General features: G+C 71.3%; 13 protein-coding genes and 1 pseudogene. 8 read left to right on the forward strand and 6 right to left on the reverse strand.

Features of this window, described 5'->3' with window-relative positions; genetic code table 11:
- The first annotated feature begins 118 nt into the window (after positions 1-118).
- Both OO57_RS01510 and dcd read left to right on the forward strand, forming a co-directional pair.
- Positions 119-340 carry a hypothetical protein gene (locus OO57_RS01510; RefSeq protein ID WP_033250361.1) on the forward strand — a complete coding sequence of 74 codons (222 nt, stop codon included), beginning with the start codon at positions 119-121 and terminating at the stop codon, positions 338-340.
- A 71-nt stretch (positions 341-411) separates the two neighbouring features.
- Entirely contained in the window at positions 412-987 is a 576-nt protein-coding gene (gene dcd, locus OO57_RS01515) for a dCTP deaminase (RefSeq protein ID WP_033250362.1), read from the forward strand.
- Between the two features lie 114 nt (positions 988-1,101).
- Here the strand turns inward: dcd and OO57_RS01520 are convergent, their stop codons facing one another.
- The 6 genes and pseudogenes from OO57_RS01520 to OO57_RS01540 all read right to left on the reverse strand — a co-directional run bounded on the left by OO57_RS01520 (position 1,102) and on the right by OO57_RS01540 (position 7,938).
- Positions 1,102-1,995, reverse strand: coding sequence for a hypothetical protein (locus tag OO57_RS01520; RefSeq protein WP_033250363.1), 894 nt, complete (start codon positions 1,993-1,995; stop codon positions 1,102-1,104).
- A gap of 69 nt (positions 1,996-2,064) precedes the next feature.
- Positions 2,065-3,066: a Yip1 family protein gene (locus OO57_RS01525; protein WP_051776344.1), complete on the reverse strand. Its 1,002-nt coding sequence runs from the start codon at positions 3,064-3,066 to the stop codon at positions 2,065-2,067.
- 183 nt (positions 3,067-3,249) lie between these two features.
- Positions 3,250-4,323 (reverse strand): annotated as a pseudogene (locus OO57_RS01530) (sugar phosphate nucleotidyltransferase); the annotation flags it as partial.
- 201 nt (positions 4,324-4,524) lie between these two features.
- Entirely contained in the window at positions 4,525-5,148 is a 624-nt protein-coding gene (locus OO57_RS01535) for a LamG domain-containing protein (RefSeq protein ID WP_033250364.1), read from the reverse strand.
- Positions 5,088-5,573, reverse strand: coding sequence for a hypothetical protein (locus tag OO57_RS44525; RefSeq protein WP_199811187.1), 486 nt, complete (start codon positions 5,571-5,573; stop codon positions 5,088-5,090). Before OO57_RS44525 ends, OO57_RS01535 begins: the two co-directional genes overlap by 61 nt.
- Positions 5,574-5,724: 151 nt before the next feature.
- Positions 5,725-7,938: a (Fe-S)-binding protein gene (locus OO57_RS01540; protein ID WP_033250365.1), complete on the reverse strand. Its 2,214-nt coding sequence runs from the start codon at positions 7,936-7,938 to the stop codon at positions 5,725-5,727.
- A 314-nt stretch (positions 7,939-8,252) separates the two neighbouring features.
- Here OO57_RS01540 and dnaK point away from each other — a divergent pair, with 314 nt between their 5' ends.
- The 6 genes from dnaK to OO57_RS01575 all read left to right on the forward strand — a co-directional run bounded on the left by dnaK (position 8,253) and on the right by OO57_RS01575 (position 14,975).
- Positions 8,253-10,100, forward strand: a complete 1,848-nt coding sequence (gene dnaK, locus OO57_RS01545; RefSeq protein ID WP_033250366.1) for a molecular chaperone DnaK — start codon at positions 8,253-8,255, stop codon at positions 10,098-10,100.
- Complete coding sequence (grpE, locus tag OO57_RS01550; protein WP_030457529.1) at positions 10,097-10,687, forward strand: nucleotide exchange factor GrpE; 591 nt, start codon at positions 10,097-10,099, stop codon at positions 10,685-10,687. Before dnaK ends, grpE begins: the two co-directional genes overlap by 4 nt.
- 153 nt (positions 10,688-10,840) lie before the next feature.
- A complete protein-coding gene (gene dnaJ / locus OO57_RS01555; protein ID WP_033250367.1) occupies positions 10,841-11,989 on the forward strand; it encodes a molecular chaperone DnaJ in 1,149 nt (382 codons plus the stop codon).
- A 7-nt stretch (positions 11,990-11,996) separates the two neighbouring features.
- Entirely contained in the window at positions 11,997-12,536 is a 540-nt protein-coding gene (locus OO57_RS01560; RefSeq protein WP_033250368.1) for a heat shock protein transcriptional repressor HspR, read from the forward strand.
- A gap of 207 nt (positions 12,537-12,743) precedes the next feature.
- A complete protein-coding gene (locus OO57_RS39040; RefSeq protein ID WP_051776346.1) occupies positions 12,744-13,769 on the forward strand; it encodes a helix-turn-helix domain-containing protein in 1,026 nt (341 codons plus the stop codon).
- Positions 13,770-14,360: 591 nt separating this feature from the next.
- Entirely contained in the window at positions 14,361-14,975 is a 615-nt protein-coding gene (locus tag OO57_RS01575; RefSeq protein ID WP_033250370.1) for a hypothetical protein, read from the forward strand.
- Position 14,976 lies beyond the last annotated feature (1 nt).

Below are 14,976 nucleotides of genomic sequence, written 5' to 3' on the forward strand. Positions count from 1 at the left end.
TGTACCCCATCGCGCGGGGTGGTGAGGGCGGGGTTTCGGGTGGCGGCGAGCCTGGGTGAGCGGTGTCCGGTAGATCCCCTAATGTGACGCTGTCGGCGGAAGTGTGGGAAGGGGACCGATGGAGCAGCGCACCGTGGTTCGTTGTGCCGAGGGGCACGTGTTCAGTACGACGGCGTTCCCGATGCAGCACCTGCAGGCGGGCCGGTTGGGGCCCGGGCGGTTGTTGCGGTGCCCGCGGTGCGGGCGGTTGCGGAGTTCGGTGCCGGCGGACGTGTCGGAGCTGTCGGCGGACGAACTGGCGCGCGGGCTGCGGTTGGTGGCGGTGGAGTCGCTGGCGTAGCCGGTCGCGGGAGCAGGTCCACGGGGCGGGCGCTTTTGGGGCGCCCGCCCCGCGGCACGTACGCTCGGGGCGTGCTGCTCTCCGACAACGACATCCGTGCCGAGATCGACAAGGGGCGGGTCGTGATCGACCCGTTCGAACCGTCGATGGTCCAGCCGTCGAGCATCGACGTCCGACTGGACCGGTTCTTCCGGGTCTTCGAGAACCACCGCTACCCGCACATCGACCCCTCCGAGGAACAGCCGGACCTGACCCGGCTGGTCGAGCCGGAGGGCGACGAGGCGTTCATCCTGCACCCGGGCGAGTTCGTGCTGGCGTCCACCTACGAGGTGATCACGCTGCCGGACGACGTGGCCTCGCGGCTGGAGGGCAAGTCGAGCCTGGGCCGGCTCGGGCTGCTGACGCACTCGACGGCGGGTTTCATCGACCCGGGCTTCAGCGGCCACGTGACGCTGGAGCTGTCGAACGTGGCGACGCTGCCGATCAAGCTGTACCCGGGGATGAAGATCGGGCAGCTGTGCCTGTTCCGGCTGTCCTCGCCGTCCGAGCACCCGTACGGCTCGGAGCGGTACGGCTCGCGCTACCAGGGGCAGCGCGGCCCGACGGCGTCCCGCTCGCACCTGAACTTCCACCGCACGCAGGTCTGAGGGCACCGACGCCCGGCACGAGGGCCGATCCCGATGGACGGGGTCGGCCCTCGCCGTGCGTACGGACGGCCGGACGGCCGCACGCACGGACGCACGGACGGACGCACGGACGGGTCAGGCGCGGACGGGGGTGGTGACGGCGGTGAGTTCGGTGCCGTCCGGGGAGAGGGTGAGTTCGGTGCGCAGGGCGGCGAGTTCGCCGAGGTGGTGCAGGTGGGTGCCGCCGCAGGCGATGGCGGCCGGGCCCTCGGGGAGGTCGGTGTGCCAGCGGCGGCGGGCGGTGAGTTCGGGGCCGGGGGCGTCGATCCGGACGGGGGCGTCGGCGGCGACCCAGGCGGCGAGGTGGGCGTTGACCTCGGCGGCGAGGGCGGGCAGGGCGTCGGCGAGGGCCGGGAGGATGTCGGTGGCCTCGGCGGTGAAGCCCTTCTTCTTCAGGGACTTGCCGATCCGGTAGGTGTCGGTGCTGGCGGCGGTGTCCATCACCGAGCTGTCCATGGCGAGGCCGTCGAAGTCGGGGTGGCCGAGGGCGTCGGCGCGGCCGGGGTCCTTGCGCCAGCGCGGGGCGAGCGCGCTGTTGAGGGCGAGGGCGAGCAGGTGGCAGCCGGTGTGGCTGGCGGAGAGGGCGGCGCGGCGGTCGGCGTCGACGGCGAGCCGCGCGGTGCGTCCGACGGCCTCGGGGCCGAGCGCTCCGGCGGGCAGCACGTGCAGGACCAGCCAGGCCCAGTCCTCGTCGCCGCGCCGGACCGGGATGTCGGCGCCGACCGCGAACTCGCCGTCGGGGCCGTGCGCGCCGGTGAGGCAGTCGAGGACGGGGTGGGCGGTGCCGTCGAGGGTGAGGGTGCCGTGGTCGGCGGGCTGGTCGGGCCAGGTGTGGTCGACGGGGTGGAACGGGGTGGCCGCGGTGACCACCGCGGTGCGGCCGTCCGGCAGGGCGTGCACGGCGAGGACCGGCGACTCGCCGGTCACCTCCCCGGCCGGGAAGCTGACGTGGGTGGTGGGCAGGCTCATGCGCGGGCTCCGGACGGGGTGAGGGTGGGCGGAACCACCTCACCCTACAAACCCCCGTCCGGGGGAGCCTCAGCCCAGGGTGGGCAGCTTGATCAGCACCAGCAGCGCCAGCAGTTGCACCGCGGCCGCGCCGGCCGCCTTGCCCCAGGGCAGGTCGTGGATCCGGCGCACCATGGTGGTCAGCAGCACGGCGCAGCCGACCCAGGTCGCCCAGCCGACCGCCTGCACGACGGGGTTGCCGACCGGGAGGAAGAGCGCGAGCAGCAGCCGCGGGGCGTCGGTGGTCCAGCTGATCAGGGCGGCCAGGCCGACCGTGGACTGCCAGGGGCCGTCGCCGCCGGACTGCCGGGCCAGGGCGTAGGTGACCGCGGAGAGCACCCCGCCGGCCAGGGTGAAGCCGAGCGCGGCGCCGCCGATCGCCCAGAGCGCGACGGCGAAGGTGGAGTTCACCACCTGGTCGTAGGTGGAGTCGATGGCGAACACCGCGAGCACGCCGTACAGCAGCGACACGCACAGCGCGGGCAGCCACACCTGGTGGTCGCGCATCCGGTCGAAGGTGGCGCTCGGGCTGCGGTAGATCCCGACCAGCAGTTCCCGCCAGGGCAGCCGGGGCCCGCCGGTGTGCGGCGCGGCCTGGCCGCCGGCCCGGTAGACGGCGACGTTGTCCACCGGCGGCGCCTGCTCGTACCCGCCCTCGTGGCCCTCGTAGCCGCCCCGGTAGCCGCCCTCGTGGCCGTCGTAGCCGTAGCCGTAGCCGTCGTCGTGGCCCGGGTGCCCGCCGTAGCCGTCCTGGCCGCCGTAGCCGTCCTGGCCGCCGTACGGGTGCGGCTCGTAGGGCTGGTCGCCGTACGGCTGCTCGCCGAGCGCGAAGGCCCTGGTGTGGCCGAGCCGGTCACCGGGGCCGGGGGCGGACGGGCCGGGGTGGGCGGGGTGCGGGGCGGTGAAGTACTCGGGGGCGCCGGTGGGCGCGCCCTGGTGCGGGTCGCCGTTCTGGGGGGCGCCCGTCCGGGGTGCCGACCAGCCGTGCCGGGGGTCGGCGCCCGGTCCGTCGTCGTGTCGATTGCCAGCCACGTCTCGACGGTACCCGCAACGGCTGACCCCCCGTCGGGTGATCATGGCGGCGGGGCCGGATTGCAGCCGTCCTGTGACGCTGCGGTCCGGCCCCGCCCGGGGTGGGTGTCAGCCGCTGACGCGGGCGCCGGGCGCGTGCACCGCGGCGGCGTTGCTCAGCCCGGCCTCGCAGCCGCCGGGGCCCGCGGAGAGGCGGACGGCGCCGACCGGGAGCCGGGTGCCGCAGGCGATCCGCAGGCCGGCCGGGAGCTCGTTCTCGGCCTCCAGGACGGCGCCGTCGCCGATCACCACGCCGTCCAGCGAGCAGCGCTCACCGATCTCGGCGTAGGCGCCGACGATGGAGTCCCGGACGTACGCGCCGGCCTTGATCCGGGCGCCGGGCAGGACGACGCTGCCCTCGACGATGGCTCCGGCGGCGATCTCGGCGCCCTCGGAGACCACGGTGCCGGAGCTCAGCACGGCGGCCCGGTCGACGGTCGAGCCGGGCAGCAGCAGGGCCTCGCCGGTGGGGCCGGGGACGGCCGGGGAGTCGACCTTGCCGAGCACCAGGTCGGCGGAGCCGCGGACGAACGCGCCGGGGGTGCCCAGGTCGAGCCAGTACGAGGTGTCGACGACGCCGCGCAGCAGCGCGCCGGTGGCCAGCAGCTCGGGGAAGGTCTCGCGCTCGACCGAGACCTCGCGGCCGGCCGGGATGCGGTCGATCACCGAACGGGTGAAGACGTAGCAGCCCGCGTTGATCTGGTCGGTGACGATCTGCTCGGGCGTCTCGGGCTTCTCCAGGAAGGCGAGCACCCGGCCGTCCGGGTCGGTCGGGACGAGTCCGAAGGCGCGCGGATCGGCCACCCGGGTGAGGTGGAGGGTCACGTCGGCGCCGGAGGCGCTGTGCCCGTCGCGCAGGGCGGCGATGTCGAGGCCGGAGAGGATGTCGCCGTTGAAGACCAGGACCGGCTCGTCGGGGCCGCAGGTCAGGCCGGAGGCGGCGTTGCGGATCGCGCCGCCGGTGCCGAGCGGCTCCTCCTCGGTCAGGTAGACCAGTTCGATGCCGTACGGGCTGCCGTCCTGGAAGTGGTCGACGAAGACGTCGGCGAGGTAGGAGGTGGCGAGCACCACGCGGGTGACGCCGGCCGCGGCGGCGCGGGCCAACTGGTGGGCGATGAAGGGGACGCCGGCGACCGGCAGCATGGGCTTCGGCGTGTGGGTGGTCAACGGGCGGAGTCGGGTGCCCTTCCCGCCGACCAGCATGATCGCCTGGGTCATGTGCTGTCTCCCGTGGTCGTATTCCGGCGGCCCGGCACGACGGGGCCGGTGCGCACGCTCGGTGGAACTGGTCGAGGCAGCATGACATGGCCTTCGACGGAGCCGGACCTTTCCCCGGCTCCGCCGCATACTCTATTTGCCCGAACAGCGTCCGGGTGCCACCACCCTGGTCGGTCCGGTGTGCGGATCGGCACGTCCGGTCTACGGCAGCAGCCAGGAGCGGTCGGGCGCGGTGCCCGCGGTGGTGCCCCCGGAGCCCTGCAGGCGGCCCACGGCGGAGGCGGGCAGGGCCCGGTCCCAGACCTGGACGTCGGAGATCGCGCCGTCCCAGAAGTCCGTCCACTGGGACTGGTAGCGGACCCGGCCGAGCTGCAGGCCGCCGGTGGTCTGCCAGATGCCGGTGACCGGGGTGGACTGCTGGAGCCGCCCGTCGACGTACAGCAGGATCTTCTTCGCGGACGCGTCGTAGACGCCGGTGAGCAGCGTCCACCGGCCGGTGGTGGCGGGGGCGGTGCTGAAGGCCTGGTAGGTGGTGCTGTCCTGGGCCCCGGCGGCGGTCTGCACCTTGAAGACCCACTGGTTGTGGGTGCCCCAGTAGTCGCGGCCGAGGTAGAAGGAGTAGTAGCTGTCGCCGCCCTGGGTGACGACGGCCCGGCCGCCGGTGGGGGCGTTGTTGCGGACCATCGCGGAGACGGTGAAGGAGCGGGTGGTGTCGACCACCGGGGCCTGGCTGTCGGCCCAGCCGACGGCGTTGCCGTAGAGCGTCATGGCGGGGCCGGTGCGGCCCTCGGCACGGCCGATGGTGGCGCCGCCGCCCAGCACCATGCCGGGCAGCGCGGCGGGCGTCCCGGCGGGCTGCTCGCCGCCGCTCGCTCCGGCGGTGGGCTTGCCGCTCCTGGACGCGGCGGGGCCGGTGGAGGGGCTGCCGGAGGGGCCGGGGGCGCGGTGGCGGGCGCGGTGGTGCCAGGCGTGTCGGGGGCGGACGTGGCGGGGGCGGGGGCGTCGGGCTGGGCGGTGCCGGTGGGCGCGGCCAGGGGGGTGGTGGACGGGCGGGTGAGCAGCAGGGCTCCGGCGACCAGTCCGGCGACCACGGCGACGGCGAGCGCGCCGCCGCCGGCCCGCAGCGCCCGGCGGCGGCGCTCCTCGCGTTCGCGGGCCTCGGCGAGCGCGGCCCAGTCGGGCGTGGCGCTGCTCACCGGCGGCAGGTGGGCGGGCCCGCCGGGCCCCGGTCTTCCCCCGTCAGCAGTCATGCGGCCGATGCTAGGACATCGTCCGCGGGCCGGGTACGGCCCTGTCCGCCCCGGCACGGCCGGACCCCGGGGCCGCTGCGGGCGCCCGGGGTCCGGTCGGTACGGGTGGTGCGGGTGGTGCGGGTGGTGCGGGGTGGTGCTCCTGCGGGTGTCAGGCGTCGACCGGCTCCGCCTCGGCGGTCGGGGCGGCCTTGACCGACTCCAGCAGCAGCTGGGCGACGTCGACGACCTTGAGGTGCTCCTTGGCCGCGCCCTCGTTCTTCTTGCCGTTGACCGAGTCGGAGAGCATGACGAGGCAGAACGGGCAGGCGGTGGAGACGATGTCGGGGTTGAGGGAGAGCGCCTCGTCGACCCGCTCGGTGTTGATCCGCTTGCCGATCCGCTCCTCCATCCACATCCGGGCGCCGCCGGCGCCGCAGCAGAAGCCGCGCTCCTTGTGGCGGTGCATCTCCTCGTTGCGCAGGCCGGGCACCTTGCCGATGATCTCGCGCGGCGGGGTGTAGACCTTGTTGTGGCGGCCGAGGTAGCAGGGGTCGTGGTAGGTGATCAGGCCCTCGACCGGGTTGACCGGCAGCAGCTTGCCCTCGTCGATGAGGTGCTGGAGCAGCTGGGTGTGGTGGATGACCTCGAAGTGGCCGCCGAGCTGCGGGTACTCGTTGGCGATGGTGTTGAAGCAGTGCGGGCAGGTGGCGACGATCCGCTTGGTGGGAGCGTCCTCCAGCGCGGCGTTCAGGGTCTCGACGTTCTGCGCGCCGAGCATCTGGAACAGGAACTCGTTGCCCAGGCGGCGCGGGGAGTCACCGGTGCAGGTCTCCTCCTTGCCGAGGATGGCGAACCTGACGCCCGCGGTGTGCAGGAGTTCGGCGAAGGCCTTGGTGGTCTTCTTGGCCCGGTCCTCCAGGGCGCCGGCGCAGCCGACCCAGTAGAGGTACTCGACCTCGGCGGGGTCGATGTCCTCGCCGATCACCGGCACCTCGATGCCGGTCTCCTTCTTGAGCTCCTTGACCCAGTCGAGGCGGGCCTTGGTGGCCAGGCCCCACGGGTTGCCCTTGTTCTCCAGGTTCTTGAGCATCGTCCCGGCCTCGGTCGGGAAGCTGCTCTCGATCATGACCTGGTAGCGGCGCATGTCGACGATGTGGTCGATGTGCTCGATGTCGACGGGGCACTGCTCGACGCAGGCGCCGCAGGTGGTGCAGGACCACAGCACGTCGGGGTCGATGACGCCGTTCTCCTCGGCGGTGCCGATCAGCGGGCGCTCGGCCTCGGCCAGGGCGGCGGCGGGGACGTCGGCGAGCTGCTCGGCGGTGGCCCGCTCCTCGCCCTCCATGTCCTTGCCGCCGCCGGCCAGCAGGTAGGGGGCCTTGGCGAAGGCGTGCTCGCGCAGGCTCATGATCAGCAGCTTGGGCGACAGCGGCTTGCCGGTGTTCCAGGCGGGGCACTGCGACTGGCAGCGGCCGCACTCGGTGCAGGTGGAGAAGTCGAGGATGCCCTTCCAGGAGAAGTGCTCGACCTGGGAGACGCCGAACACGGCGTCGTCCGCCGGGTCCTCGAAGTCGATCGGGGCGCCGCCCGAGGTCATCGGGCGCAGGGCGCCGAGCGCGGTGGCGCCGTCGTCCTCGCGCTTGAAGTAGATGTTGAAGAAGGCCAGGAAGCGGTGCCAGGCGACGCCCATCGAGGGGTTGAGGCCGATGGTGACCGCCCAGGCGAAGGAGATGCAGATCTTCAGCATCGCGAACAGGTAGACCAGGTTGACCAGGGTGCCGTGCGCGGTGCCGTGGAAGGCGGCGGCGATCGGGTACGAGACCAGGTAGGCCGGGTCGTAGGAGTCGACGCCCTCCAGGGCGCCCTCCAGGCCGCGGAGCATCATGATGCACAGGCCGATGCCGAGGATCGTGTACTCGACGTAGAAGGCCTGCCAGGCGATCGAGCCGGCGAACCGGGACTTGCGGCCGGCCCGGGAGGGCAGGCTGAGCAGGCGGATCGCCATCAGGACGAGGATGCCCAGGGTGGTGAGGGTGCCGATCAGCTCGACGAAGACGTTCCAGGGCAGCCAGTGGCCGATGACCGGGAGGACGAACTCGGCGTCGAAGAGCTGGCCGAAGGCGTTCACCAGGGTGAGCACCAGGGAGAAGAAGCCGACGGCGACGAACCAGTGGGCGACGCCGACGACGCCCCAGCGGTTCATCCGGGTGTGGCCGAGGAACTCCTTGACCACGGTGGCGACCCGCTGCGCGGGCTGCCCGAAGCGGGTGGCGTCGGCGGAGCCGGTGCGCACCACCCTGTAGATGTACAGCGCCGCACGGGTGGCGAGCGCGGTGCCGATCACGAAGGTGACCAGCGAGATGACGATCGCTGCTAGCTGCATCGGCTCTCCGTCTCCAGCGGCTATGGTCCCGGGTCTTTCCCAGTCCTCCCGGTCTTCCCCAGAGTGTACTGGTCGGTAACTTGCAGGGTCGACGCGTCCGGAGATTACCGCGCGTTAACACCCGGTCAGAAGGTGTTCAAGGTATGGCGGCAGTCACTAAGCACAGACTCACCCGCCCGGAGCAGCCACCGGAGCCCCCGCGACATAAGCGCTCAGTAAAGTTGAGCGACACCGACTCAAAGCTGTTGACGTCGTCGGGGTAGTCGTGCATCCTTGAGTCCGTACTGCTCAACTTCTCCTCGGAGGTATTCACGATGGCACGCGCGGTCGGCATCGACCTCGGCACGACGAACTCCGTCGTCAGCGTTCTTGAGGGCGGTGAGCCCACGGTCATCACCAACGCCGAGGGCGCTCGGACCACGCCGTCCGTCGTCGCCTTCGCCAAGAACGGCGAGGTGCTCGTCGGCGAGGTCGCCAAGCGGCAGGCGGTCACCAACGTCGACCGCACCATCCGCTCGGTCAAGCGCCACATGGGCACCGACTGGAAGATCGGCATCGACGGCAAGGACTTCACGCCGCAGCAGATCTCCGCCTTCGTCCTGCAGAAGCTCAAGCGGGACGCCGAGTCCTACCTGGGCGAGACGGTCACCGACGCCGTCATCACCGTCCCGGCGTACTTCAACGACTCCGAGCGCCAGGCCACCAAGGAGGCCGGCGAGATCGCGGGCCTGAACGTCCTGCGCATCGTCAACGAGCCGACCGCGGCCGCCCTGGCCTACGGCCTGGACAAGGACGACCAGACCATCCTGGTCTTCGACCTCGGCGGCGGCACCTTCGACGTGTCGCTGCTGGAGATCGGCGACGGCGTGGTCGAGGTCAAGGCCACCAACGGCGACAACCACCTCGGCGGCGACGACTGGGACCAGCGGGTCGTCGACCACCTGGTGAAGGTCTTCCAGTCCGGCCACGGCGTCGACCTGTCCAAGGACAAGATGGCCGTCCAGCGCCTGCGCGAGGCCGCCGAGAAGGCCAAGATCGAGCTGTCCTCCTCCTCGGAGACCTCGATCAACCTGCCCTACATCACGGCCTCCGCCGAGGGCCCGCTGCACCTGGACGAGAAGCTCACCCGCTCCCAGTTCCAGCAGCTCACCGCCGACCTGCTGGACCGCTGCAAGGTCCCGTTCCACAACGTGATCAAGGACGCCGGCATCCAGCTGTCCGAGATCGACCACGTGGTCCTGGTCGGCGGCTCGACCCGCATGCCGGCCGTCGCCGAGCTCGTCAAGGAGCTGACCGGCGGCAAGGACGCCAACAAGGGCGTCAACCCGGACGAGGTCGTCGCGATCGGCGCCTCCCTGCAGGCCGGCGTGCTCAAGGGCGAGGTCAAGGACGTCCTGCTGCTCGACGTCACCCCGCTGTCCCTCGGCATCGAGACCAAGGGCGGCATCATGACCAAGCTGATCGAGCGCAACACCACGATCCCGACCAAGCGCTCCGAGATCTTCACCACCGCCGAGGACAACCAGCCCTCCGTGCAGATCCAGGTCTACCAGGGCGAGCGCGAGATCGCGGCGTACAACAAGAAGCTCGGCATGTTCGAGCTGACCGGCCTGCCGCCGGCCCCCCGCGGCCTGCCGCAGATCGAGGTCACCTTCGACATCGACGCCAACGGCATCATGCACGTGGCCGCGAAGGACCTCGGCACCGGCAAGGAGCAGAAGATGACCGTCACCGGCGGCTCCTCGCTGCCGAAGGACGAGGTCAACCGCATGCGCGAGGAGGCAGAGCGCTACGCGGAGGAGGACACCAAGCGCCGCGAGGCCGTCGAGACCCGCAACCAGGGCGAGCAGCTCGTCTACTCGACCGAGAAGTTCATCGCGGACAACGCGGACAAGCTCCCGGCCGACGTCAAGACCGAGGTCGAGACCGCCATCGGCGAGCTCAAGGAAGCCCTCAAGGGCGAGGACATCGCGGCCATCCGCACCGCCACCGAGAAGGTCTCCACCACCGCCCAGAAGCTCGGCGCGGCGCTGTACGCGCAGGCCGACGGCGCGGGCGCGGCGGCCGGTGCGGCCGGTGCCGGCGACGCGGGCGCCAAGGAGGACGACGTGGTCGACGCCGAGATCGTCGACGACGAGAAGCCCAAGGGCGGTGCGGCATGACGGAGAAGCCGCAGGGCGAGCAGCCCGGCGACGACTCCGCCGCCGAGGAGGCCGTGCTCAAGGCAGCCGAGGAGGCCGTCGCGGGTGCGGGTGCCGACGAACTGGCCGCCGCCAAGCGCGAGGCCGGAGAGCGCACCGCCGACCTGCAGCGGCTCCAGGCCGAGTACCAGAACTACCGCAAGCGGGTCGAGCGCGACCGCTCCACCGTTCGCGAGATCGCCGTCTCCAACATCCTGGAGTCGCTGGTCCCGGTGCTGGACGACATCGGCCGGGCCCGCGAGCACGGCGAGGTGACGGGCGGCTTCAAGTCGGTCGCCGAGTCGCTGGAGACGGTCGTCGCCAAGCTCGGGCTGCAGCAGTTCGGCAAGGAGGGCGAGCCCTTCGACCCGACGATCCACGAGGCGCTGATGCACAGCTACTCGTCCGACGTGACGGAGGACACCTGCGTGCAGATCCTCCAGCCCGGGTACCGGATCGGCGAGCGGATCATCCGCCCGGCGATGGTCGCGGTCGCGGAGCCCCAGCCGGGCACCCAGACCACCGGCGAGCCGGACGGCGACAAGGCTGACGGTTCGTCCGACAGCTGAGTAGAGTCCCCGTGCGCTGCGGAGTCGTACGTCGTCCAGTACGGCGGCCGGCTCCGCAGCGCCGTATCACGGCACCGCACCGCAGTGCGGCAACCAGGCGCTGCGCGGCAGCGCAGCAGCGACAGACGCAACGGGAGGTGGCGGTCAAAGGCCATGAGCGCTAAGGACTACGTGGAGAAGGACTACTACAAGGTCCTCGGCGTGCCCAAGGACGCCACCGCTGCAGAGATCAAGAAGACCTACCGCAAGCTGGCCCGCGAGTTCCACCCGGACGCGAACAAGGGCGACGCCAAGGCCGAGGAGCGCTTCAAGGACATCTCCGAGGCGTACGACGTGCTCTCCGACGAGAAGCGCCGCAAGGAGTACGACGAGGCCCGCTCGCTGTTCGCGGGCGGCGGCTTCCGGCCCGGCGGGGCGGGCGCGGCCGGGGGCTTCGACTTCGGCGACCTGTTCAACGGCGGGGGCGGCACCGGCGGCGGCGGGATCGGCGACGTGTTCGGCGGCCTGTTCAACCGCGGCGGCCGGCAGACCGCCCAGCCGCGCCGCGGGGCGGACGTCGAGACCGAGGTCACGCTGAACTTCGAGGAGGCCGTGGACGGCGCGACCGTGCCGCTGCGGATGACCTCCCAGGCCGCCTGCCGCGCCTGCGCCGGGACGGGCGCCAAGGCCGGCACCACCCCGCGGGTCTGTCCGACCTGCGTCGGCGCGGGCACCGTCAGCCGCGGCCAGGGCGCCTTCGCGCTCTCCGAGCCCTGCCGGGACTGCAAGGGCCGCGGCATGATCGTCGACGACCCGTGCACCGTCTGCCACGGCAGCGGCCGGGCCTCCTCGGCCCGCACCATGCAGGTCCGCATCCCCGCCGGGGTGCAGGACGGCCAGCGCATCCGGCTCAAGGGCAAGGGCGCCCAGGGCGAGCGCGGCGGCCAGCCCGGCGACCTGTACGTCACCGTGCACGTCGACGCGCACCCGGTGTTCGGGCGCAAGGGCGACAACCTGACGGTGACCGTGCCGGTGAGCTTCCCCGAGGCCGCGCTCGGCGGCACCATCGAGGTGCCGACCCTGAACGGCCCGGCCGTGAAGCTCAAGCTGCCGCCCGGCAGCGCCAACGGCCTGACCATGCGGGCCCGCGGCAAGGGCGCCACCCGCAAGGACGGCACCCGCGGAGACCTGCTGGTCACCGTGGAGGTCACGGTGCCCAAGCACGTCACCGGAGACGCGCTGACCGCACTGGAGCAGTACCGCGAGGCCACCGCCTCGGACGACCCGCGAGCCGCCCTGTTCAAGGCGGCGGAGGGAGCGTGAGACCCCGATGAGCCCCCACCCCGACAGTAGCCACGGCGACGGCGGCCCCGGCGTCACCGGCCGGATCGGCCCCGGTCCCGGCCTCGGCGAGGGCCTCCCCGGCGGCGGCCGCCCGCGCGCCGCCGCCCCGCCGTACGTCCTCACCGAGGACACCCCGGTCTACGTCATCTCCGTCGCCGCCGAGCTCTCCGGCCTGCACCCGCAGACCCTCCGCCAGTACGACCGCCTCGGCCTGGTCAGCCCCGACCGCACCGCCGGGCGCGGCCGCCGCTACTCGGCCCGGGACATCCAGCAGTTGCGCGAGGTCCAGCGGCTCTCCCAGGACGAGGGCATCAACCTGGCCGGCATCAAGCGGATCATCGAACTGGAGAACCAGGTCGCCGCCCTGCAGTCCCGCGTCGCCGAGCTCGTCGACGCCCTGGAGGGCGCCGCCGCGACCCTCCAGCAGCGCGAGGCCGCCGTCCACGCCTCCTACCGCCGCGACCTGGTGCCCTACCAGCAGGTCCAGCAGTCCAGCGCGCTGGTGGTCTGGCGGCCCAAGCGCTGAGCCCGGCCGAAAAAGCACCGAGCCGTCGGCACCCCTGTCATCCGGGGGGTGTCGGCGGCGCCGACGTGCTGAGAGAGTTCATCAGGCATGCCCCGGCGGTTGCTTGCTGAACGGCGGAACAACGGCTCACCGATCGGGGTGCACCGCCTAGGATCACCCGCACGCAAGGTTCGTGGCTGTCGTTCGAGCTAGGTCAGGGGGCAACACATGGGCAAGGATCAGGTGCCGGGCCTCACCAGCGCAGGGCTCGGCATGGTGACAGCCGCCGCCCGCGATCTCTACAAGGTGGCCCTCGCCTCGGGCGGACGGCTATCGCCCGAGGCGGCTGGGCTTCACCCTGACGATGCGCTCCAAGAGCTGGTGGACATCGGTCTGCTGGTACCCGACATCAACGCCCCCGACGTGCTCGTCGTGGTCGACCCGCAGCAGCTCGCGGTCGGCCTGAGCAATGCCTGGCAGCGCAACGCCCTCGAACTGATGACCAGGGCCGCGAGCATTTCGGCGGACCTCCATGATCTGACTCTGGCCTACACGGGTAGCGCAGCACCCCACCAGACCGGTGGAAGCATCGAACACGTCACCGGAAAAACCGAGATCAACCGCCGCTTGTCGAAATTCATGGACCAGGCCTCCCAGGAAGTCCTGAGCGCTCAGCCAGGCGGCAGCGCCCGTTCCTTCTCACCTGCCGCTGCCATCGCCCTCGATGCCGACATGCTGCGACGCGGTGTGGCCCGACGAACGATCTACCAACCCAGCACCCGCTATTCGGCGCCGACCCGTGAGTACGTGGCGGCGATGACCAAAGAAGGAGGAGAGGTACGCACCCTGGGTGAACCGTTCACCCGGCTGATCGTCATCGACTGCTCCATTGCCATCATCCCCTTCGACAACGACAACGAACGCGCCGCCATTGTCAGGGACGAGGCGGTGGTCGCTTACCTGGTGGATTCCTTCGAGATCTGCTGGGAACGTGCCATCCCGTTCCTCGGCGGAAACGAAGTGCCACCCGAAGTCGTTTCCCTACTCCGGCAGAACATCATCCGACTCCTACTACAGGGAATGGGACACCGAGTCATAGCAAGAAACCTCGGACTGAGCGAACGCACTCTGGCCCGCCATATCGCCGAGTTGCGCGAGGAATACGACGCAGAGACACTCTTCCAACTGGGCTGGAAACTCGCTCAGGGACATCGCACCATGCCGCTGTTCGACTCCGAGGGAATCGACGGCTGACCCCGACGCGACCAGGTCACGTCCAGAGCACGTCGGAAGCCAGTGACGTCTGTACAACAGGCTCCGACTCGACGCCGACGGCGACAGTCGACTTGGACACGGTCCACAACACGTCAGCAGAGGCCGGGACGGCACCGATCACCACTGTCGCCATCATGAGCGCAGCCGCGACCACGAACCTGAACGTTCTACGCATAACGCCACTCCCCTTCACGAGCTGAGCCGTCAGCCCCGGCCGACTCCTCACTGACGCCCCATAGACTATGACGCCCGGTCAAGCCTTGCCATATCCCGTCAGAACTCCAGCGGCAACTGTCGCATATGACCCGTTCGCGACCAAGTGGCGGACCGTGTCATCTCGCTGCCATGCAGTGAGATGACACCTGGCAGCAGTGGACGGTCGGACCCCGTGACCGCGACGATCAGTCCACCATCGATCAGCAGGCACGTGTCCGGCCACGTGAGGGAACCAGCAAATGGCATGGCCGTGCCAATTTGATCGAGACGATAGCGGATGCACAGCGGCATTCCCAACCACTGAATTGCCTGTCCGGACCCACACTCCGAGCAGGCCCTCCCTCCGGAGTCGACATGAGTGAGTCCCACCTGCAACACCGCGCCGAAGGGCGCCGCGCACGGGTCTTCCTGGCCGCGCCGCTGATGCGGCTCACCGGGCCGGCGGACAGTGTGGTGACGCTGGCGAGCCGGACCAGGCTGACGACGCTGCGCAGCACGCTGCTGGACAGCGGGGCCGCGGTGTACAGCGCGCACCACAGCGATGCGTGGACGGTGGCGGGGCGGGCGCCGGAGCAGCGGGTGCCGTCGGACTTCCGGGCGATGCAGAGCGCGGACCTGGTGTTCGCGTACGTGGGTGCGCCGCTGTCGGCCGGGGTCAGCCTGGAGCTCGGCTGGGCGTCGGCGCTGCGCAAGCCGATCGTGCTGCTGGTGGACGAGGCGATCACGCACAACCCGCTGATCGCGACCATCGAGCAGGTCTCGCCGGTGCTGCCGCTGGTGTTCGACGACACCTGGTCGCAGGAGGCGCTGCACCACACCGTGGAGACCGCGCTGGACTGGGCCGGGATGGCGCTGTCGCTGCGCGGCGGCTTCTGGACCGCGCCCGGCGAGCAGTTCCCGCGGCCGCGCCGCGAGCACACCGGCACCGGACCGTACGGCTTCTGGTCCCCGGAGATCGCCACCGGCTGAC

The organism is Kitasatospora phosalacinea (assembly GCF_000717185.1).
GTDB lineage: Bacteria > Actinomycetota > Actinomycetes > Streptomycetales > Streptomycetaceae > Kitasatospora > Kitasatospora phosalacinea_A.

What these genes read in the sequence shown, in the direction of transcription:
- OO57_RS01510 (WP_033250361.1), top strand. Translation starts at nt 119, where the DNA reads ATGGAGCAGCGCACCGTGGTTCGTTGTGCCGAGGGGCACGTGTTCAGT.
- OO57_RS01520 (WP_033250363.1), bottom strand. Translation starts at nt 1,995, where the DNA reads ATGAGCCTGCCCACCACCCACGTCAGCTTCCCGGCCGGGGAGGTGACC.
- OO57_RS01535 (WP_033250364.1), bottom strand. Translation starts at nt 5,148, where the DNA reads ATGGTGCTGGGCGGCGGCGCCACCATCGGCCGTGCCGAGGGCCGCACC.
- OO57_RS44525 (WP_199811187.1), bottom strand. Translation starts at nt 5,573, where the DNA reads ATGACTGCTGACGGGGGAAGACCGGGGCCCGGCGGGCCCGCCCACCTG.
- OO57_RS01540 (WP_033250365.1), bottom strand. Translation starts at nt 7,938, where the DNA reads ATGCAGCTAGCAGCGATCGTCATCTCGCTGGTCACCTTCGTGATCGGC.
- dnaK (WP_033250366.1), top strand. Translation starts at nt 8,253, where the DNA reads ATGGCACGCGCGGTCGGCATCGACCTCGGCACGACGAACTCCGTCGTC.
- grpE (WP_030457529.1), top strand. Translation starts at nt 10,097, where the DNA reads ATGACGGAGAAGCCGCAGGGCGAGCAGCCCGGCGACGACTCCGCCGCC.
- dnaJ (WP_033250367.1), top strand. Translation starts at nt 10,841, where the DNA reads ATGAGCGCTAAGGACTACGTGGAGAAGGACTACTACAAGGTCCTCGGC.
- OO57_RS01560 (WP_033250368.1), top strand. Translation starts at nt 11,997, where the DNA reads ATGAGCCCCCACCCCGACAGTAGCCACGGCGACGGCGGCCCCGGCGTC.
- OO57_RS39040 (WP_051776346.1), top strand. Translation starts at nt 12,744, where the DNA reads ATGGGCAAGGATCAGGTGCCGGGCCTCACCAGCGCAGGGCTCGGCATG.
- OO57_RS01575 (WP_033250370.1), top strand. Translation starts at nt 14,361, where the DNA reads ATGAGTGAGTCCCACCTGCAACACCGCGCCGAAGGGCGCCGCGCACGG.